General features: G+C 74.8%; 17 protein-coding genes. 15 read left to right on the plus strand and 2 right to left on the minus strand.

Features of this window, described 5'->3' with window-relative positions; translation table 11 throughout:
- Positions 1-59: 59 nt before the first annotated feature.
- From ABD296_RS04360 to ABD296_RS04425, 14 genes are all read left to right on the plus strand, one after another.
- The gene (locus tag ABD296_RS04360; protein ID WP_344261659.1) at positions 60-2,987 is read left to right on the plus strand and encodes a nitrate- and nitrite sensing domain-containing protein; all 2,928 of its coding nucleotides are present in this window, start codon (positions 60-62) and stop codon (positions 2,985-2,987) included.
- Positions 2,984-3,454: a roadblock/LC7 domain-containing protein gene (locus ABD296_RS04365; protein ID WP_344261661.1), complete on the plus strand. Its 471-nt coding sequence runs from the start codon at positions 2,984-2,986 to the stop codon at positions 3,452-3,454. Before ABD296_RS04360 ends, ABD296_RS04365 begins: the two co-directional genes overlap by 4 nt.
- Before the next feature lie 62 nt (positions 3,455-3,516).
- On the plus strand, positions 3,517-3,894 hold the full coding sequence (locus tag ABD296_RS04370) for a DUF742 domain-containing protein (protein ID WP_344261663.1): 378 nt from the start codon (positions 3,517-3,519) through the stop codon (positions 3,892-3,894).
- A complete protein-coding gene (locus ABD296_RS04375; RefSeq protein WP_344261665.1) occupies positions 3,875-4,564 on the plus strand; it encodes a GTP-binding protein in 690 nt (229 codons plus the stop codon). Before ABD296_RS04370 ends, ABD296_RS04375 begins: the two co-directional genes overlap by 20 nt.
- Before the next feature lie 105 nt (positions 4,565-4,669).
- Entirely contained in the window at positions 4,670-7,528 is a 2,859-nt protein-coding gene (locus ABD296_RS04380) for a nitrate- and nitrite sensing domain-containing protein (protein WP_344261735.1), read from the plus strand.
- Positions 7,525-7,968 carry a roadblock/LC7 domain-containing protein gene (locus ABD296_RS04385; RefSeq protein ID WP_344261667.1) on the plus strand — a complete coding sequence of 148 codons (444 nt, stop codon included), beginning with the start codon at positions 7,525-7,527 and terminating at the stop codon, positions 7,966-7,968. Before ABD296_RS04380 ends, ABD296_RS04385 begins: the two co-directional genes overlap by 4 nt.
- 112 nt (positions 7,969-8,080) lie before the next feature.
- On the plus strand, positions 8,081-8,434 hold the full coding sequence (locus ABD296_RS04390) for a DUF742 domain-containing protein (RefSeq protein ID WP_344261737.1): 354 nt from the start codon (positions 8,081-8,083) through the stop codon (positions 8,432-8,434).
- A complete protein-coding gene (locus ABD296_RS04395) occupies positions 8,415-9,023 on the plus strand; it encodes a GTP-binding protein (protein WP_344261669.1) in 609 nt (202 codons plus the stop codon). Before ABD296_RS04390 ends, ABD296_RS04395 begins: the two co-directional genes overlap by 20 nt.
- A 220-nt stretch (positions 9,024-9,243) precedes the next feature.
- Positions 9,244-10,449 carry an ROK family transcriptional regulator gene (locus tag ABD296_RS04400; RefSeq protein WP_344261671.1) on the plus strand — a complete coding sequence of 402 codons (1,206 nt, stop codon included), beginning with the start codon at positions 9,244-9,246 and terminating at the stop codon, positions 10,447-10,449.
- A 59-nt stretch (positions 10,450-10,508) separates the two neighbouring features.
- Positions 10,509-12,032 carry a sugar ABC transporter ATP-binding protein gene (locus tag ABD296_RS04405; RefSeq protein ID WP_344261673.1) on the plus strand — a complete coding sequence of 508 codons (1,524 nt, stop codon included), beginning with the start codon at positions 10,509-10,511 and terminating at the stop codon, positions 12,030-12,032.
- A complete protein-coding gene (locus tag ABD296_RS04410; RefSeq protein WP_344261675.1) occupies positions 12,029-13,063 on the plus strand; it encodes an ABC transporter permease in 1,035 nt (344 codons plus the stop codon). Before ABD296_RS04405 ends, ABD296_RS04410 begins: the two co-directional genes overlap by 4 nt.
- 113 nt (positions 13,064-13,176) lie before the next feature.
- Positions 13,177-14,241 carry an ABC transporter substrate-binding protein gene (locus ABD296_RS04415; protein WP_344261677.1) on the plus strand — a complete coding sequence of 355 codons (1,065 nt, stop codon included), beginning with the start codon at positions 13,177-13,179 and terminating at the stop codon, positions 14,239-14,241.
- Between the two features lie 55 nt (positions 14,242-14,296).
- Positions 14,297-15,445: a Gfo/Idh/MocA family protein gene (locus ABD296_RS04420; RefSeq protein WP_344261679.1), complete on the plus strand. Its 1,149-nt coding sequence runs from the start codon at positions 14,297-14,299 to the stop codon at positions 15,443-15,445.
- The gene (locus tag ABD296_RS04425; RefSeq protein WP_344261681.1) at positions 15,445-16,449 is read left to right on the plus strand and encodes a sugar phosphate isomerase/epimerase family protein; all 1,005 of its coding nucleotides are present in this window, start codon (positions 15,445-15,447) and stop codon (positions 16,447-16,449) included. The genes ABD296_RS04420 and ABD296_RS04425 overlap by 1 nt, the downstream gene beginning before the upstream one ends.
- 71 nt (positions 16,450-16,520) lie before the next feature.
- On the opposite strand, the gene ABD296_RS04430 is transcribed toward ABD296_RS04425, so the two are convergent.
- On the minus strand, positions 16,521-17,228 hold the full coding sequence (locus ABD296_RS04430) for a cupin domain-containing protein (RefSeq protein ID WP_344261683.1): 708 nt from the start codon (positions 17,226-17,228) through the stop codon (positions 16,521-16,523).
- 154 nt (positions 17,229-17,382) lie between these two features.
- Between ABD296_RS04430 and ABD296_RS04435 the strand changes: the two genes are divergently transcribed.
- Positions 17,383-19,272 carry a translation factor GTPase family protein gene (locus ABD296_RS04435; RefSeq protein WP_344261685.1) on the plus strand — a complete coding sequence of 630 codons (1,890 nt, stop codon included), beginning with the start codon at positions 17,383-17,385 and terminating at the stop codon, positions 19,270-19,272.
- Here the strand turns inward: ABD296_RS04435 and ABD296_RS04440 are convergent, their stop codons facing one another.
- Positions 19,273-20,217, minus strand: coding sequence for an NADP-dependent oxidoreductase (locus ABD296_RS04440; protein ID WP_344261686.1), 945 nt, complete (start codon positions 20,215-20,217; stop codon positions 19,273-19,275).
- Positions 20,218-20,223 lie beyond the last annotated feature (6 nt).

Consider the following 20,223-nt stretch of genomic DNA (forward strand, 5'->3'; position numbering starts at 1 on the left):
GGCGTCGCGTTGCGCCTCTATGATCGGGCCACCCTACGTGCCGGAACGTCCGAGGTCCCATGAGAACCGCACGCACGCGCCCGATCCGGTCCAAGGTCGCCGCGCTCCTTCTCGTTCCGCTCGTCTCGCTGGTCGCGATCTGGGTCTACGCCGCCGACATCACCGGCCGCGCCGCCCTCGCCCAGCGCAAGTACCACACGCTGAACGACCAGTTCGCCGCGTCCGGCCAGGGACTGCTGGTGGAGCTCGGCAAGGAGCGGCAGGCGTCGGTGGTGTACCTCAGCGGGCCGCGCAGGGCCGCGGCCACGCCCGCGAGCCTCACCGCGCAGCGCGCCCGCCTCGACAAGGCCGTGGCCGCCTTCCGCCGCACCTCCACCTCCGACGCCGCGCGCGGCGCCACCACGGCCGAGATGCGGTCGCGGGTCACGGACGTGCTGAAGGCGCTCGGCGGCCTCGGCGAACTGCGCGCCTCCGTCGACGGCCGCAGGATCGACCGGCTGACCGCCGTCAACGACTACAGCAGCATGGTCGACGTCATGCACCGGCTGTACGACAGCCTGATCGTCATCGACGACGCGTCCCTCTACAACTGGACGCTGTCCGACCGCGCCGCCGGGCGCGCGATGGAGCTGCTGCAGCGGGAGAACGCGCTGGTCGCCGGCGCGCTCGTCACGCACGGCCGGATGACCGCCGCCGAGCACCGGACGTTCCTGGAGATGCTCGGCGAGCAGCGCTGGCAGTGGCAGCGGCAGCGCTCGCTGGCCGACCCGAAGACCTACGCGCGGCTGACCGCGCCGGTGTTCGCCTCGACCCAGTACCACGCGTACAAGGACATCGAGGACCAGATCGCCGCGCACGACCGCGGGCCGCTGCCGATCAGCGCCTGGCAGTGGCAGGAGACCGCGCAGCCGCTGGTGCTGTCCGTCAACAAGATGATCATGGACAACACGAACCAGGCCGCGGAACGCGCCAACGGGCTCGGCCGGGACGCCTACGTCCGGCTCGGCGTCGTCGGCGGCGCCGGCCTGCTGGTGATCGTCATGTCGGTGCTGCTGGTGGTGCGGTTCGGCCGCGGCGTCGTCCGCGAGCTGGTCGGGCTGCGCGGCTCCGCCGAGGAGCTGGCGGACGAGCGGCTGCCGCGGCTCGTCGAGCGGCTGCGCCGCAACGAGCCGGTGGACGTCGAGGCGGAGGCGCCCGCGCTGCCGCGCGGCCGCACCACCGAGGTCGCCCGGCTCGCCGAGTCGTTCGCCAAGGTGCAGCGCACCGCCGTGGACGCCGCCGTCGGGCAGGCCGAGCTGCGCGCCGGCGTCAGCCGGATCTTCCTCAACATCGCCCGCCGCAACCAGTCGCTGCTGCACCGCCAGCTGACGATGCTGGACGGGCTGGAGAGCCGCGCCGAGGCCGACGACCTGGAGGCGCTGTTCCGCATCGACCACCTCACGACCCGCATGCGGCGGCACGCCGAGAGCCTCATCATCCTGTCCGGCGCCACCCCCGGCCGCGGCTGGCGGCGGCCGGTGCACATCACCGACGTGCTGCGCGCCGCCATCGCCGAGATCGAGGACTACACCCGGGCGGTGGTGCTGACCGAGTCCGAGGACGGCCTGGTCGGCTCCGCCGTCACCGACGTCGTGCACCTGCTGGCCGAGCTGCTGGAGAACGCGGCGTCGTTCTCCCCGCCCAACACCGAGGTGCGGGTGATGGCCGAGCGCGTCGGCACCGGGTTCGTCGTGGAGATCGAGGACCGCGGGCTCGGCGTGAAGCCGGAGGCGCTCGCCGGGATCAACCGGCGGCTCGCCGAGCCGCCGGAGTTCGACCTGGTCGACACCGACCAGCTGGGGCTGTTCGTGGTCGCCCGGCTGGCGGCCCGGCACGGCATCGACGTCTCGCTGCACCGCTCCCCGTACGGGGGCGTGACCGCGATCGTGCTGATGCCGCACGAGCTCGTCGTGCCGGCCGACCGGATGAACGACGAGGACCTCCCGCTCGACGGCGACGGGCCGGACACGCCGGCGGTCGAGGCGCCCGCGGGCACCGGCGAGCCGGCGGACCACCGGGACGGAGACGTCCCGGGCGCCCCCGCTCCGGAACCGGCCGACGCCGAGCCGGTCAACGCGGGGCCCGCCGGCGCGGGGCCGGCGTTCATGGGCACCCCGTACACCGACGTGCCCTTCGGCGGGCCGCCGCGCCCGGAGGTCGTCACGCGCGCCGAGGTCGTCCCGGACATCGGGGTGTTCGCCCGCCGGGACCCGGCGCGCGGCGAGCCGGCGCGTCCCGGCGCGGGATGGCCCGAGCCGGTGCCGCTGCGCGAGGCGCCGCCCGTCCTGCCGCAGCTCGCCGGGCCGGCGAACCCGTGGGGAACCCCCGAGGACCCGGGCCTGGCCACCGACCCCGGCGCGCCGCGCGGCGCGCCCGCGAACCCGTGGTCCGACGACCTCGCAGACGGCATGCCGGCGAGCATGGAAGGCGCCGCGGCGGACGACCGGTCCGCCGCAGACGGCTGGGAGCCCGCGCCCGCGTACGGGTCCGGCGTCCGCGCTACACCACCGGACGATGCACGGCCCGACGAGACACTGAGGGACGGCGCGTTCCCGGACAGCGCATTCCCGGACAGCGCGTTCTCGGACGGTGCGCTCTCGGACGAAGCGCTCCCGGACGGTACGGAACGGCACGGTGCGCGTCCGGGCGATGACGCGGCGGTGAACGGCGGGCCCGGGAACGGTACCGTCGTCGGCGGCGAGCGCTCTCGGGGCGCGGAGGGCGGGCATCCCGCCGGGACCCACGCGGGGCTGCCCCGCCGGGTCCGGCAGGAGAACCTGGCACCGCAGCTGCGCAAGGAGCCGCCGCCGCTGCCTCCTCCGGTGGGCGGCGGCACGGCCGGCGGGATCGCGAGGTCCCCCGAGGAGGCGCGCTCGCTGATGGCCTCGGTACAGCAGGGATGGCGGCGCGGACGCGCGTCCGATGGGGAGGATGAGGGAACCCGATGATGCACAACACGGTCACCGGTGAGCTCAACTGGCTGCTCAACGACTTCGCCGAGCGTGTCACGAGCGTGCGGCAGGCGGTGATCCTGTCCCGCGACGGGCTCGCGGTCGCCGCGTCCAGCGAGCTGGGCCGCGAGGACGCCGAGCACCTGTCCGCGCTGGCGTCCGGCGTGCAGAGCCTGGCCCGCGGCGCCGGCCGGCACTTCGCGGGCGGCAACGTCCGCCAGACCATCATCGAGATGGACGCGCTGCTGCTGTTCGTCACCGCCGCCGGGGACGGCACCTGCCTGGCGGTGATCGCCGAGGCGGACGCCGACGCGGGCCTGGTCGCCTACGAGATGGCGGTGCTGGTCAAGCGGGTCGGGCAGCATCTGCAGGCCGCCCCGCGGTCCGAGCCGGCCGGCGGCGGCTTCGGCGCCGGTTTCGGCGGCGGATTCGGTGCGGGGGGTGCCGTCCCGCAGGGGCGGTGATCCCGGGCGGAGCCCGTCCGGGGAGATGCGGGGGGTCGTGCCCCTCGGGGAGGTGCTGACCGATGAACCCGTCGGCGGAGCGGTGGCTGGACCGGGAGGCCGGCCCGCTCGTCCGCCCCTACGCGCGGACCCGGGGCCGGACCCGTCCCGCGGGTGCGGGCTTCGACCTGATCGCGGTGGTCGCGGCCACCGGCGCGCAGCCGGGCGACCGGCTGCGCTACAGCCCCGACCACGCGCGGATCCTGCGCGGCTGCGCCCGCCCCGTCGCGGTCGTCGACCTGGCCTCGGAGTTCGGGCTGCCGCTCGGGGTCGTCCGGGTGCTGCTCGGCGACCTGCGCGACGAGGGGCTGATCGCGGTGGTGGACTCCGCCGCGCCCGCGGGCGGCCGCCCGGGGCGGGGCGTGCTGAGGGAGGTCCTCAATGGCCTACGCGCCCTCTGACCCCGGCACGGGACCCGGCGCGGGGCCCGTGCCGGGTCCAGGTTCCGGCTCCGGGGCCGGGCTCGCCGCCCGCCCGCTGGTCACCACCAAGATCCTCATCGCCGGCGGGTTCGGCGCGGGCAAGACCACGATGGTCGGCTCCATCAGCGAGATCCGGCCGCTGCACACCGAGGAGCCGCTGACCGACCGCGGCGTCGGCGTGGACGACGTCACCGGCGTGCGCACCAAGACGACCACGACCGTCGCCATGGACTTCGGCCGCATCACGCTCTCCGACCAGCTGCTCCTCTACCTGTTCGGCACTCCCGGCCAGGACCGCTTCTGGTTCATGTGGGACGAGCTGTCCGCGGGCGCGATCGGCGCGGTCGTGCTGGCCGACACCCGGCGGCTGACCGGCTGCTTCCCCGCCATCGACTACTTCGAGCGGCGCCGCCTGCCGTTCGTGGTGGCCGTCAACTGCTTCGACGGCGCCCAGCGCCACGACCCCCGCGACGTGGCGATCGCGCTGGACCTCGACCCGGGCGTCCCGGTGCTGCTGTGCGACGCGCGCCGCCGCGACTCGTCCAAGCAGGTGCTCATCGCGCTGATGGAGCACGTGCTGAGCTGGCCGGACTCCGGCGGCCGCGCGGATGACGCTCGGTCACCTGATCGTCGCGGACCCGCGACGTAGTAGAGTCCCGCACACCCCCGTACATCCCGCTTCGGGAGGTTTCCCCCGCATGACTCACCCCCCATCGCCGAAAGCCACCGATGTGAGCATGGTCCACCAGCCGTGATGGCCTCCCGCTTCTCCTCGATCCGGGCGAGGATCACCCTTCTGGTCCTCGTGCCGCTGCTCGCGCTGGCCGCGCTGTGGATGTTCCTCACCGGCATCACCTACGGGGACGCCCACCAGCTGCTGCAGAGCCGCAAGTTCCAGCAGGAGGCGGTGCTGCCCACGCAGCGGCTGATGAACGCGCTGCAGAAGGAGCGCCGGCTGTCGATGGCGGACGCCGGCTCGGCCCGCGCGGTGGACCCGGGCGTGCTGCGCGCGCAGCGGCAGGCGACCGACGGCGCCGTGAAGGACGTGCGGAAGGGCTTCGCGGACGGCGGGCTGCGCGACTCGATCCTGCCGGGCGTCGTCAAGCGGATGGACGACCTGCTGGCCAGGCTCGGCACGCTGGAGGCGACCCGGCGCGGCGTGGACGACCGGGCCTCCGGCCGCGCGGACGTGCTCGCCGACTACAGCGCCGTCATCGACGCGGGCTTCGCGATCTACAGCGCGACGACCCCGGCCAACGGGACCATCACCGCCGACGCCCGCACGCTCACCTCCGTCGGCCGCGGCCGGGAGTTCCTGTCCCGCGAGGACGCGCTGCTGACCGGCGCGCTCGCCGCCGGGCACCTGAGCGCCGCCGAGCGCGGCGAGTTCGCGCAGCTCGTCGGCGCGCAGCGGATGACGTACGCGGACAACGTCCCGAACCTGCCCGCCGTCGACCGCGCCCGCTACGAGCGCCTCACCGCCACCCCCCAGTTCGCGCAGCTGCGCAAGCTCGAGGACCAGGTGATCCGGAGCACCGAGCCGGCCCGGCCCGCGGCGACGAAGAAGAACACGACGTCAACGGGCGCGGCGGCCACCGGCACGGGGACCGCGACCGGCGCCGTGGCGGGGAACCGGAACGCGACGGCCGGACGGTCCGCGCGCACCACGCGGGTGCAGCCCGTCGAGCCGTCCCAGTGGCGGACGGTCGCCGACAACGCCGACGACCGCCTGTACGACTTCGAGAACCGCAGCCTCGACGACGTCACCGGCCGGGCCCAGCACATCGCGGTCGGCGTGTTCGTCCGGCTCGGCATCGCCGGCGGCCTCGGCCTGGTCGCGGTCGTGCTGTCCGCGCTGATCGCGATCCGGGTGTCGCGGCGGCTGCTGCGCGAGTGCCGCACGCTGGCCGGCGCGGTCGTCGACTTCACCCGCCGGCGGCTTCCGCTGCTGGCCGAGCAGGTCCGCGCGGGACGTCCCGCCGAGCCCGAGCCGGAGCCCGGCATCGACTTCCGGATCCGGGAGATCCGGCAGATCGCCGACTCCTTCGACCGGGCCCGCGAGGCGGTGCTGCTGGCCGCGGCCGGCGAGGTCGCGGCGCGGCGCGGGATCAGTGAGGTGTTCGTCAACCTCGCCCGCCGCAATCAGGCGCTGCTGCACCGCCAGCTCAGCCTGCTCGACACCATGGAGCGCCGCACCGAGGACCCGTCGGAGCTGTCGGACCTGTTCCGCCTCGACCACCTCGCCACCCGCATGCGCCGGCACGCCGAGGGCCTGGTCATCCTGGCGGGCAAGACGGCGGGCCGCGGCTGGCGCCGTCCGGTCCCGCTGGTGGACGTGGTGCGCGGCGCGGTCGCCGAGGTCGAGGACTACCCGCGGGTCCGGGTGCAGCCGCTGCCGCGGATCGCGCTGCTCGGCTCCGCCGTCGCCGACGTCATCCACCTGCTCGCCGAGGTGGTGGAGAACGCCACCACGTTCTCGCCGCCGCAGTCGCCGGTGCGGGTCAGCGGGCACCCGGTCGCCAACGGCTTCGCCATCGAGGTGGAGGACCGCGGGCTCGGCATGACCGAGGAGGCGCTGCGCGCCGCGAACGCGCGGCTGGAGGACCCGCCGGAGTTCGACCCGTCCGACAGCGCGCAGCTCGGCCTGTTCGTCGTGGCGCGGCTCGCCGAGCGGCACGACATCAAGGTGACGCTGCGGCAGTCGCCGTACGGCGGCACCACCGCGATCGCGCTGATCCCCGGCGCCCTCATCGTGGACACCGCGGAGCAGGAGCCGGTCTCGCGCCGCAACACCGGCCCGATGCGGCTGCCCGCCGCGAGCACGGCCGGCGCCCTGTCGGCGGCCGCCGCGCCCGCGGTGGAGCAGGGTGTGGTCCGGCTGGTCGCCGAAGCCGAGCACGTGCGGGCGGAGCCGGTTCGGGCCGAGTCCGTGCAGGCGGAGCCGGTCCGGGCCGAAATGCCGGGGCCGACGCCGCTGCCGGAGCGCAGGAACGCGCGGCGCGACCGGCCGCGGACGGCACCGGGCACCACGCCGGCACCGGACACCGCGCACGCCACGCCGCCGGAGGCCGCACCCGCCCAGGCGGAGGAGCCCGCGCCGCCGCTGACGGACGGCGAGCTTCCCAAGCGCCGCCGGCAGACGCACCTCGCACCGCAACTGAAACAGCGGGTGGACGCGCACCTGGCCGCGCGGGGGCAGGCGCCACCGCCCGCCGGGACTGCGCCCGCACCCCAGAACCCCGCACCCCAGAACCCCGCACCCCAAGCCCCTGCACCCCAAGGCTCTGCACCCCAGGCCCCTGGACCGCAGGAGCCCGCGCCCCGGCCGCAGACACCGGCGTCCGCGCCGGAGCCGTCCATGCCGATGGCCGCCCCCGTCCCCGCCGACATGGCGCCGGCCGAACCCGCGGGCGCGCCCCCCGCGCCGCCCGCCGGCGCGCCCGGTGCCGGGACCGCTCCACCGGACGTCCCGGACGCGGCCCGCTCGCCCGAGACCATGCGATCGATGATGTCCGCCATGCAGCGCGGCTGGCAGCGCGGCAGGCGGGACGCGGCCGACGCCGAGGCGGAGGCCGCACCCAACCGAGGTGACCAGGAGGACGACGCCCCATGACAGAAGCCCAGCACTCCGGCGCGGATGCCGCGGGCGGTGCCGGCGGTGAGCTGAACTGGCTGCTGGACAGCCTGGTCCAGCGGGTCGCCCAGGTGCAGAACGCGGTGGTCCTGTCGAGCGACGGCCTGCGCATGGCGGCCTCCCGGGGGCTCGGCCAGGAGGCGTCCGACCATCTCGCGGCGGTCGCCGCCAGCTTCCAGAGCCTGGCCCGCGGCGCGGGCGAGTCGTTCGGCGGCGGCCCGGTCCGGCAGACCATCGTGGAGATGGAGTCGGCGTTCCTGTTCGTCACCGCCGCCGGCCGCGGCGCCTGCCTGGCGGTCCTCGCCGACGCCGACGCCGACCTCGGCATGATCGCCTACGAGATGGCGATGCTCGTCACCCGGGTCGGCCAGCACCTGTCGGCCAACCCGCGGGTGACCGCCGCCGAGGGCGGAGTGTGAGGTGGACGCGACCGAGGGTTCCGGGCCCGGGTGGCCGCACCGGCACGACGCCGGCGCGGCGGTCGGCGCCGCGGGCGGCACGGGATGGTTCGACGACGCCGCCGGGCCGGTCGTGCGCCCCTACGCGCTCACCGGCGGCCGCACCCACTACGACGGCGTCGAGTTCGACCTCGTCGCGCTGATCGAGGCCCTCGATCCGCCGGAGGGCGCGGATCGGCACCCGGCCCTTCCGGCGTCCCCGTGGTCGCCGGAGCCGGAACATGACATGATCCTGGAGCTTTGCCGCACCCCGTTGTCGGTTGTCGAGATAGCGTCGGATCTGGAACTTCCCCTCGGGGTCGTCCGCGTCCTGCTCGGCGACCTGCTCGACCGTTCGCTGATACAGGTCCGGCGCCCCGCGCCGGTGGCGCAGTTCCCCAGCGAGCGCGTACTCAAGGAAGTGATCGATGGAATCCGTGCGCTCTGACGCGGCCGCCCAGGCGGGCGATTCCGCGCTGACCGTCAAGATCCTTGTGGCCGGTGGCTTCGGAGTCGGCAAGACCACCCTGGTGAGCGCGGTCAGCGAGATCCGTCCGCTGCGCACCGAGGAGGCGCTGACCGAGAAGAGCATCGGCATCGACGACACCACCGCGGTGTCGTCCAAGACCACCACGACCGTCGCGATGGACTTCGGGCGGATCACCCTGCCCAACGGCCTGGTGCTGTTCGTGTTCGGCACCCCCGGCCAGGACCGCTTCTGGTTCATGTGGGACGAGCTGGCCAAGGGCGCGCTCGGCGCGGTCGTGCTGGTCGACACCCGGCGGCTGGCCGACTGCTTCGCCTCGGTGGACTACTTCGAGCGGCGCGGCGTGCCGTTCATCATCGGGGTGAACCGGTTCGACGGCGCCGGGCGGCACACGCCCGACCAGGTCCGCGACGCCCTCGACCTGTCCTCCGACATCCCGGTCATCGACTGCGACGTCCGCGACCGCGAGGACGCCAAGCGCGTGCTCATCGCCCTCGTCGAGCACATCATGCGCACGATGAGCGGCTCCCGGCAGGCCGTCACCTACTGACACCCGCCAGACCCGGCCGGACGGCGGCCGGCGAACGAGCCCCGGCCCGGGGACACCCGGTCCGGGGCTTTTTCACGGCCGACTTTGTCCTGTGACTGTGAAAAGTTCGATCGAGATGGTCGAAAGGTCTTCTCAAGGCGGCGAAAGCCGGTTACGGTCTCCGCATGAGACCGGGGTCACACGGCCCGGTCACGGCACCGGAACCCGAGAGGACGGCGTGATGCGCATGCCGGCTCGCCCGCAGAACGTGCATCAGGCACGCCTGCTGCGGTTGCTGCGCGACGAGGGCCCGCGCTCGCGCGCCGAGCTGGGCGACGTCGTCCGGCTGTCGCGCTCGAAGCTGGCCGTCGAGCTGGACCGGCTGGTCGAGCTCGGGCTGGTGGAGGGCGCGGGGCTCGCGGCCTCGCGCGGCGGGCGGCGGTCCGGGATCGTCCGGCTGTCGCCGAGCCTGCGGTTCGTCGCCTTCGACATCGGCGCCACCTCGATCGACGTCGCGGTGACCGACGGGGCGCTGGAGGTGCTCGGCCACGTCAGCGAGGCGTGCGACGTCCGGCTGGGCGCGACGGCGGTCCTCGACCGGGCGCTGGACCTGCTCGGCAAGCTGCGCGACGAGGGCCTGATCCCGCGGGTGCACGGCACCGGGATCGGCGTCCCCGGGCCGGTGAGCTTCCGCGACGGCATGCCGGTCGTCCCGCCGATCATGCCGGGCTGGGACCGGTTCCCGGTGCGCGACGCGATCGGCCAGGAGCTCGGCTGCCCCGTCCGGGTCGACAACGACGTGAACCTGATGGCGCTCGGCGAGCTGCACGCCGGCCTCGCGCGCTCGGTGGACGACTTCCTGCTGGTGAAGATCGGCACCGGCATCGGCTGCGGCATCGTCGTGGACGGCGCCATCTACCGCGGCGTCTCCGGCAGCGCGGGCGACATCGGGCACATCCGGATCGACGACGACGGACCCATCTGCGCGTGCGGCAACGCCGGCTGCCTGGAGGCCTACTTCGGCGGCGCGGCCCTCGCGCGGGACGCGGGGGCGGCGGCGCGCTCGGGGGAGTCGCCGCAGCTCGCGGCGCTGCTGGAGGCGCACGGGGAGCTGTCCGGCGAGCACGTCGCGCAGGCCGCGGCGGCCGGCGACCCGGCCTCGGTGCGGATCATCCGGGAGGGCGGCCGGCACGTCGGGCAGGTCCTCGCCGGGCTCGTCAGCTTCTTCAACCCGGGCCTGGTGATCATCGCCGGCGGCGTCGCCGGGCTCGGCCACACCCTGCTCGCCGAGATCCGCAGCGTCGTCTACCGCCGGTCGGCGCCGCTGGCGACCGGCAACCTGCCGATCGTGCTGTCCGAACTGGCCGGCGCCGCCGGGGTGGTGGGCGGCGCGCGGCTCATCAGCGACCACGTGTTCTCGCCGCCGCCCGACCCGCGGCCCGTCTGACCCCGCGTCCCCCGAACCCCCGTCCCCGACCCGCGCCCCTCCTCACCCGTGGAGGCCCGATGGGCCCGTCCGACCCCGAACCGCTGCTGCGCATGCGCGGCATCGTCAAGCAGTTCCCCGGCGTCCGCGCGCTGGACGGCGTCGACCTCGACGTCCGTCCCGGCGAGGTGCACTGCCTGCTCGGCCAGAACGGCGCCGGGAAGTCCACCCTGATCAAGGTGCTGGCCGGCGCGCACCAGCCGGACGAGGGCGAGATCGTCTTCGCCGGCGAACCGGTGCGCCTCGCCGGGCCGACCGCCGCGATGCGGGCCGGCATCGCGACCATCTACCAGGAGCTCGACCTGGTGGACGGGCTGTCGGTCGCCGACAACGTCTTCCTCGGCCACGAGCGCGCGACGCTCGGGTTCACCCGGCGCGGCGACGCCGAGCGGGCCGCCCGGGAACTGCTCGCCCGGCTCGGGCACGGCGAGATCCCGCCGCGCCGGGAGGCGGGCCGGCTGCCCGCGGCGGGCAAGCAGGTCGTCAGCATGGCCCGCGCGCTGTCGCACGACGCCCGGCTCATCGTCATGGACGAGCCGTCGGCCGCGCTCGCGCACGACGAGGTGACGAACCTGTTCCGGATCATCCGGGAGCTGACCGCCGCCGGCGTCGCGGTCGTCTACATCTCGCACCGGCTGGAGGAGATCCGCGAGATCGGCGACCGGGTCACCGTGCTGAAGGACGGCCGCTCCGTCGCGAACGGACTGCCCGCCAAGACCACGAAGACCGACCACATCGTGTCGCTGATGACCGGCCGCGACATCGAGTACGTCTTCCCCGACCGGCCCGCGCCGGACGGCGGCCGGGACGAGGTGCTGCGGGTCGAGGGGCTCGCGCTGCCCGGCGCGTTCGAGGACGTGTCCTTCGCCGTCCGCGCCGGGGAGATCGTCGGGCTGGCCGGGCTCGTCGGGTCGGGCCGCTCGGAGATCCTGGAGACGATCTACGGGGCGCGGCGCCCGGCGCGCGGGCGGGTGCTGGTGGACGGCCGCCCGGTCCGCCCGGGCGACACGGGCGCGGCGGTGCGGCGCGGCATGGGCATGGCGCCGGAGGAGCGCAAGAGCCAGGCGCTGCTGCTGAACGACACCGTCGCGGGGAACGTGACGGTCGCGGGCCTGCGCCGGTACGCGCGGCTCGGCTGGCTGAACCGGCGCCGCGAGCTGGCGGACGTCCGCGAGCAGATCGAGGCGCTGGACATCCGGCCGCCCGACCCGCGCCGCCCGGTGGTGACCCTGTCGGGCGGCAACCAGCAGAAGGTCGTGCTGGCCCGGTGGCTGGCCGGGGCGCGAAACCTGCGGCTGCTGATCCTGGACGAGCCGACCCGCGGCGTGGACGTCGGCGCCCGCGCCGAGCTGTACGCGGTGATCCGCGGCCTGGCGGCGCGCGGCATCGGGGTGCTGCTGGTGTCCAGCGAGGTGCCCGAGGTGCTCGGCCTCGCCGACCGGGTGCTGGTCGTCCGCGAGGGCCGGGTCGTCCACAGCGGCGACGCCGCCGCCCTCGACGAGGCCGCCGTACTCAACATGATCATGGAAGGGAGCGCCCTGTGACCGAGACGGATGCGGGTGTGCGCGGCGGCCCGGCACGCGGAGCGTGGGCGAAGGGGCCGCTGCGGCCGCTGCGGCGGGAGGGCGCGGGGCGCGGGCCCGGCGAGTTCCGCCATCTCGGGCTCGTCGCCGCGCTGGCGCTGCTGGCGGTGGTCGGCGTCGTCACCGAGCCGGACAACTTCCCGACCTCCGGCAACCTGGTCGGCATCCTGGCGCTGGCCGCCACCATCGGGGTGATCACGGTCGGCCAGACCTTCGTGATCATCGGCGGCGGGATCGACCTGTCGGTCGGCTCGGTGATGGCGCTGGCGTCGGTGTGGGCGACGACCGTCGCGACCCAGTCGTACGGACCGGCGGTGATGGCGCTGTGCGCGATCCTCGTCGGGACGGGCGCGGGCGTCGTCAGCGGTCTGCTGATCTCCTACGGCCGGATGGTCCCGTTCATCGCGACGCTGGCGATGCTGGTGTCGGCGCGCGGGCTGGCGCAGCGGATGTCGGACCGCAAGACCCAGCTCGTCCGGCCCGAGAACGACGCGATCGAGTCGCTGTCCACCACGAAGGTGCTCGGGCTGCCGCTGGTGGTGTACATCTTCGCGGCCGTGGCGATCGCGGGCTGGGTGCTGCTGAACCGCACCACGTTCGGCCGCCGCACGTTCGCGGTCGGCGGCAACCCGGAGGCGGCGCGGCTCGCCGGCATCGACGTGCGGCGGCACACGCTGCTGCTGTACGCGCTGTCGGGGTTCTGCTGCGGCGTCGCCGCGATCATCATCATGGCCCGCACCACCACGGGTTCCAGCACCCACGGCGACCTCTACGAGCTGGACGCGATCGCCGCCGTGATCATCGGCGGGACGCTGCTGACCGGCGGGCGCGGCACCGTCGTCGGGTCGATCCTCGGCGTGCTGGTGTTCACCGTCATCACCAACCTGTTCATCCTGAACGGCCTGCAGACCAGCGACCAGCTCATCGCCAAGGGAGTGATCATCGGGATCGCGGTGCTGCTGCAGCGCCGCGGCCTGCGCTCGCCCACCTGACCCGCCGGCCGTCCTGCCGCGCCGCCCCCCGCCGCCCGTCCGACCGCCGGCGCACGCGTCCCGGGGAACGCGCGCGCCCGGCGGCCCCCCACCCCAGACACCAGGAGCACGTCATGCGCGACCAGAGCCCCCGCCCCACCCGCAGAGGCGTCCTGTTCGGCGGCGCCGCCGTCGCGGCCGGCGCCCTCGCCACCGCCTGCACCAGCAACAGCGAGAAGGACGACCCCGCCCCCGCCGCGCAGGCCGGCGCGCTCGGCGGCGACAACGACAAGCCCGGCAGGCAGGTCACCATCGGGTTCTCCGCGCCCGCCGCCGACCACGGCTGGACGGCGGCCATCGCCAAGAACGCCGAGGCGCAGGCCAAGAAGTACAAGGACGTGACGTTCAAGCCCGTCCAGCCGACCAACGACATCAACCAGCAGATCTCCGCCGTCGAGTCGCTGATCTCGGCGAAGGTGAACGTGCTGGTGATGCTGCCGAACGACGGCGAGCAGCTCAACCAGGTCGCGCGCAAGGCGATGGACGCCGGCATCCCGGTGATCAACCTGGACCGGGTGTTCCCCGACAAGCTGTCGTACCGGACGTGGATCGGCGGCGACAACTACGGCATGGGCGTCTCCGCCGGCCACTACATCGGCAAGAAGCTCAAGGCCAAGGGCGTGTCGAACCCGGTGATCGTGGAGATCCAGGGCATCGCGACGCTGCCGCTCACCCAGGACCGCAGCAAGGGCTTCGCGGACGCGCTGAAGTCCTACGGCTACTCCGTCACCGCCAAGCAGGACGCGAAGTTCACCGTGGAGACCGGCAACCAGGTCGCCTCGAACCTGCTGCAGGCGCACAAGAAGATCGACGCGCTGTGGAACCACGACGACGACCAGGGCATCGGCGTGCTCGCCGCGATCAAGCAGTCCGGCCGCAAGGAGTTCTTCATGGTCGGCGGCGCCGGGTCCGCCAACGCGATGCGCGAGATCAAGTCGGGGAACGGGGTGCTGGAGGCGACCGTCACCTACCCGCCGACGATGGCCGCGTCCGCGGTCCGGCTGGCCCGGTTGCTGGCGCAGGGCAAGGGCATGGCCGACCTGGTGGAGCTGGAGCCGCCGCAGTCGCTCACCCTGGCGTCCGAGACCGTCACCAGGGACAACGTGGGCCGCTACCTGCCGCTCGGCTTCGAGTCCTGAGCGGGGGGCGGCGCGCCGCCGCGGGCCGGGGCGTCTCCCGGAGATCAACAGAGAGGTGAGCATATTGACCACCGTCGGAGTCGGGATGGTCGGGCACGCGTTCATGGGCCGCGCCCACTCCCAGGCGTGGCGCACCGTCGGGCCGTTCTTCGACCCGCCGCTGACCCCGGTGATGGCCGCCCTCGCCGGACGCGACGCCGGGCGCGCCGCCGCCGCGGCCCGCACGCTCGGGTGGGCGGCGGCGGAGGGCGACTGGAAGCAGCTGCTGCGCCGCGACGACGTGCAGATCGTGGACATCTGCACGCCGGGCGACGCGCACGCCGAGATCGCGGTCGCGGCGCTGGAGGCGGGCAAGCACGTGCTGTGCGAGAAGCCCCTGGCCAACTCGGTCGCCGAGGCCGAGGCGATGACCGCCGCCGCCGAGCGCGCCCGGGCCCGGGGCGTCCGGTCGATGGTCGGGTTCAACTACCGGCGCGTCCCGGCGGTGTCCCTGGCCCGGCGGCTGGTCGCGGACGGGCGCGTCGGGACCGTCCGGCACATCCGCGCCCAGTACCTGCAGGACTGGCTGGTCGACCCCGCCGCCCCCTTCACCTGGCGGATGGACCGCGCCAGGGCCGGGACGGGCGCGCTCGGCGACATCGGCGCGCACATCATCGACACCGCGCAGTTCGTCACCGGCCACGCGCTGGCCGGGGTGTCGGCCGTGATGGACACCTTCGTCGGGGAGCGCCCGCTGCCGGGCGGCGGGACGGCCGAGGTCACGGTGGACGACGCGGCGCTGTTCGTCGGCCGCACCGACGGCGGCGCGCTCGCCTCCTTCGAGGCCACCCGGATGGCGACGGGGCGCAAGAACGCGCTCCGGATCGAGGTCAGCGGCTCGTCCGGCGCGCTGGCGTTCGACCTGGAGTCGATGAACGAGCTGTGGTTCTACGACGGCGCGCAGGACGCCGAGACCGCCGGGTTCCGGCGGATCGTCGTGACCGAGCCCGTCCACCCGTACGCCGGGCACTGGTGGCCGCCCGGCCACCTGCTCGGCTACGAGCACACCTTCACCCACCAGATGGCCGACTTCCTCGCCGCGATCGCGGACGGCGCCGACCCGAGCCCGTCGTTCGCCGACGGGCTGAGGGTGCAGCGGGTCCTCGCCGCCGTGGAGGCGAGCGCCGCGTCCGGCGGCTGGGCCGACGTCGAGGGGAGCCCGTGATGGCGCGACCGATCACCCTGTTCACCGGCCAGTGGGCCGACCTGCCGTTCGAGGAGGTCTGCCGGCTGGCGTCCGGCTGGGGCTACGAGGGCCTGGAGATCGCCTGCTGGGGCGACCACTTCGAGGTCGACAGGGCCCTGGCCGACGACGCCTACGTCCCGCGGAAGCTGGAGACGCTCGCCAAGCACGACCTCAAGGTGTTCGCGATCTCCAACCACCTCGTGGGGCAGGCCGTCTGCGACATCCCCGACGAGCGCCACCAGGCGATCCTGCCGGAGCGGATCTGGGGCGACGGCGAGGCCGAGGGCGTCCGCCGCCGCGCCGCCGAGGAGATCAAGGACACCGCCCGCGCCGCCGCCCGCCTCGGCGTCGACACCGTCGTCGGGTTCACCGGCTCGTCGATCTGGCACACCGTCGCGATGTTCCCGCCCACCCCCGAGGCGATGGTCGAGCGCGGCTACGCCGACTTCGCCGACCGCTGGAACCCGATCCTGGACGTGTTCGACGAGGTCGGCGTGCGGTTCGCGCACGAGGTCCACCCCAGCGAGATCGCCTACGACTACTGGACGACCGTCCGCACGCTGGAGGCGATCGGGCACCGGCCCGCGTTCGGCCTGAACTTCGACCCGTCGCACTTCGTCTGGCAGGAGCTCGACCCGGTCGGGTTCCTGTTCGACTTCCGCGACCGGATCTACCACGTCGACTGCAAGGACACCAAGGTCCGCACCGGCGACGGCCGCCGCGGCCGGCTCTCCTCCCACCTGCCCTGGGCGGACCTGCGGCGCGGCTGGGACTTCATCTCCACCGGCCGCGGCGACGTCCCCTGGGAGGACGTCTTCCGCGCCCTCAACGCGATCGGCTACTCCGGCCCCATCTCGATCGAGTGGGAGGACGCCGGCATGGACCGCCTCCAGGGCGCCCCCGAGGCGCTGGAGTTCGTCCGGGCGCTGAACGCGATGGAACCGCCGTCCGCCGCGTTCGACGCCGCCTTCTCCTCCGACTGACCCCCGAGCCTGCGGCGCGCCGCCCCCCTGAGGCCACGCACGGGGACGGCGCGCCGCTTCGCGCCGATCCGTCAGGGGCGGGCGCGGAAGTCGGTGAAGTCGAAGCCGGGGGAGACCACGCAGCTGACCAGGACCTCGTCGGGCCCGGCGGGGCGCGCCGCCTGCCAGACGCCGGGCGGCACGACGGCCTGCGGCACCTCGCCGGCCGCCACGTCGGCGCCCAGCGTGACCGTCTCCGGGTCGGAGCCGGGCTCGTCGCCGGCGCCGCCGAGCAGGAGCGACAGCGGGCCGCCCCGGTGCCACAGCCATATCTCCGCCGAGCGGACCGCGTGCCACATCGACTCCTCGCCGGGCGGCAGCAGGAAGTAGATGCCGGTCGCGCTCGCCCGCTCGCCGGGGTAGCCGTCCGGGGCGAACGACACGTCCGACCGCCAGGTCTCCCGGTACCAGCCGCCCTCGGGGTGGGGGAGGAGGTCGAGCGCCTCGGCGGTGGCGGGACGGTCCAGCAGCGCGACGTGCCGGCCGTCGGGCCCGCGCCGGACGTACCGGACCGCCGTCGCGGTCGCCTTGTCGATGACGCCGCGCGGCGGCCTCAGGCCCGGCTCGGGGTCCAGCGCGACCGCGACGAGCTGGCCGGCCTCGCCGCCGCCGTACACGTCGTCGGCGATGGCCAGCAGGTCGGGTTCGGAGTCGGGCGCCCACACGGCGCCCGCGTCGGACAGGACGAACCGGGGCCCGGGCTGGGCGCGCCAGCCGTCGAGCGTCGTCAGCAGCAGCACCGTCCCAGGCTAGAGAAAAACCGGTACGCGCGTCGGCGGGCGCGCTGGCAGCATGGCCTGCCGGACGTCCATCGAGCAGCGGAGGCGGAATGCGCCAGGTCTTCGGAATCTCAGAGCCCCTTCCGGACGAGAGCTTTCGAGGACTCCACCGCCCATGCCCACGCTCAACCTCGGCATCCTCGCGCACGTCGACGCGGGAAAGACCAGCCTGACCGAGCGGCTGCTGTTCGACAGCGGCGCGATCGCCCGGCTCGGCAGCGTCGACGCCGGTGACACCCAGACCGACCGCGGCGAGTTGGAACGCGGCCGCGGCATCACGATCCGCTCCGCGGTCGCGCCGTTCCGGCTCGGCGCGCTGAACGTCAACCTGATCGACACCCCCGGCCACGCCGACTTCGCCGCCGAGGTCGAGCGGGCCCTCGGCGTGCTCGACGGCGCCGTCCTGGTGCTGTCGGCGGTCGAGGGCGTGCAGGCGCGGACCCGCGTGCTGATGCGGGCGCTGCGCGCGCTGGCCCTGCCCACCCTGGTCTTCGTGAACAAGATCGACCGCACCGGGGCGGACCCGGACGCGGTGCTCGCCGCGATCGGGCGCCGGCTCGGCGCCCGGGCGGTGCCGCTGAACCGGGTCCGCGGCGGGCGCGCCGTGCCGTGCGGGCCGTCGGTGGAGATCCTCGCGGACGGCGACGACGACCTCCTCGCCGACTTCGTCGAGGGCCGCGACACCCCGCCGGAGACCATGCGGGCGTCGCTGCGCGCGCAGACGGCCGCCGGGACCGTCCAGCCGCTGTACTTCGGCTCGGCGACGACCGGAGAGGGCGTCCGCGACCTGCTGGACGGGATCGGCTCCCTGCTGCCGCCCGCAGGCCCCGGCTCCGACGACGGCGAGACGCGCGGCTCCGTCTTCGCCGTGGAACGCACCGCTTCCGGCGAGCGGGTCGCCTACCTGCGGCTGTTCTCCGGCGAGGTGCGCCTGCGGCAGCACGTCGTCTTCACTGGGGGACGCGGCGGGCAGATCACCGGGCTGGACGTCGCCGGAACCCCCGGCGCATCGCTGACGGCCGGGAACATCGCCCGCGTCCGCGGGCTCGCCGGGGTCCGCGTCGGCGACCGGATCGGCCCGCCCGTCCGGGACGTCCCGCCGTTCCCGCCGCCGTCCCTGGAGACGATCGTCCGCGCCCGCCGCCCCGCCGACGGGGGCCGGCTGCGCGCCGCGCTCCTCGACCTCGCCGACGAGGACCCGCTGATCCGCGCGCGGCCCGCCCCGTCCGGAGCGACGTCGGTGCTGCTGTACGGGGAGGTGCAGAAGGAGATCATCGGCGCGCGGCTGCTCGCCGAGGCCGGGATCGAGGCCGTCTTCGAGGAGAGCCGCACCGTCTGCTTCGAACGCCCCGCGGGCGTCGGCGAGGCCGCCGAGGAGATGAACTGGCGGCGCCGCGTGCCGGACTTCTGGGCGACCGTCGGCCTGCGCGTCGAACCCGCGCCAAACGGCGCGGGCAACGCGTTCCGCCGCGAGACCGAGCCGGGCGCGCTGCCGCACGCCTTCGACCGCGCGATCGAGGAGACCGTCCACCGCACCCTCGAGCAGGGCCTGCACGGCTGGCCGGTGACCGACTGCGCCGTGGTGCTGACCCGGTCCGGGTACGCCGGCCCGGTCAGCACCGCCGCCGACTTCCGCGGCCTCACCCCGCTCGTCCTCATGACCGCGCTCGCCCGGGCGGGCACCCGCGTCCACGAGCCGTGCCACGCGTTCGAGGCGGAGATCCCCGGCGACGCGCTCAGCCGGGTCCTCGTCGCGCTCGCCGCGCTCGGCGCCGGGGCGGCCGAGCCCGCACCGGGGCCCGGCGGCTGGACGGTCAAGGGGGAGATCCCCGCCGGGCGCGTCCGCGAGGCCGAGACGTCCCTGCCCGCGCTCACCGGCGGGGAGGGCACCTGGTGGTCGGCGCCGTCCGGCGAGCGCCCCGTCACCGGCAGGCCGCCGTCGCGCCCCCGCACCGGCGGCGACCCGCTCGACCGCGCCGCCTACCTCCGCGGCCTCGGCCGGTGATCAGACGGTGAGGACGATCTTGCCGGACACCCGTCCCGTCTCGCCCCGCTCGTGCGCCTTCGCGGCGTCCTCCAGCGGCAGCACCGTGTCGATCTCCGCGCGCAGCCGCCCGGCCGCCGCCAGCGCCGCGATCTGCGACATCGCGTGGAAGTCGGGCTCGACCAGCAGCTTCTCGAAGCGGACGCCGTGCTCGGCCGCCTGCTGCGCGATGTCCTCGGGCTGGGCGCGGCCCGCGACCGTCACGAGCGTGCCGCCGCGCCGCATCGTGCGCAGCGAGCGCGGCCCGTAGTCGCCGCCGATCGTGTCGAGCACGACGTCGACGTCCTCGGCGGCCTCGGCGAAGTCGACGCTCCGGTAGTCGATCGGCTCGTCCACGCCGAGCCCCCGCAGGAACGCGTGCTTCGATCCGCTCGCCGTCCCGAGGACGTGCGCGCCCCGCGCCTTGGCGATCTGCACCGCCAGGTGCCCGACCCCGCCCGCCGCCGCGTGGACGAGCACGCGCTGCCCCTCCCGCAGGTCGGCCGTGTCCACCAGCGCCTGCCAGGCCGTCAGCGCGGCCAGCGGCAGCGCGCCCGCCTGCACGTGGTCGATCCCGGCCGGCTTGCGCACGAACGTCCGCGACGGCGCCACCACGTACTCGGCGTGCGAGCCCACGCCGTGCGGGTAGCGCAGCATGCCGAACACCTCGTCGCCCGGCTTGTGGACCGTCACCCCGAACCCGGCCTCCTCCACCACGCCGGACACGTCCCAGCCCAGCGTGAACGGCGGGTCGCCGAGGAAGATCTTCATCGCCCGGTGCTTCCAGTCGGTCGGGTTCACCCCGGCGGCCCGCACCCGGACCAGCACCTCCGTCGGCCCCGGCTCCGGCCGGTCGACCTCGACCAGCCTCAGCACCTCGGGGCCGCCCAGCACGTCCTGCCTGACCGCCCGCATCCGCTCCGACATGGCGTT

Origin of the sequence: Actinomadura napierensis (assembly GCF_039529375.1) — a bacterium.
Classification (GTDB): Bacteria; Actinomycetota; Actinomycetes; order Streptosporangiales; family Streptosporangiaceae; genus Spirillospora; species Spirillospora napierensis.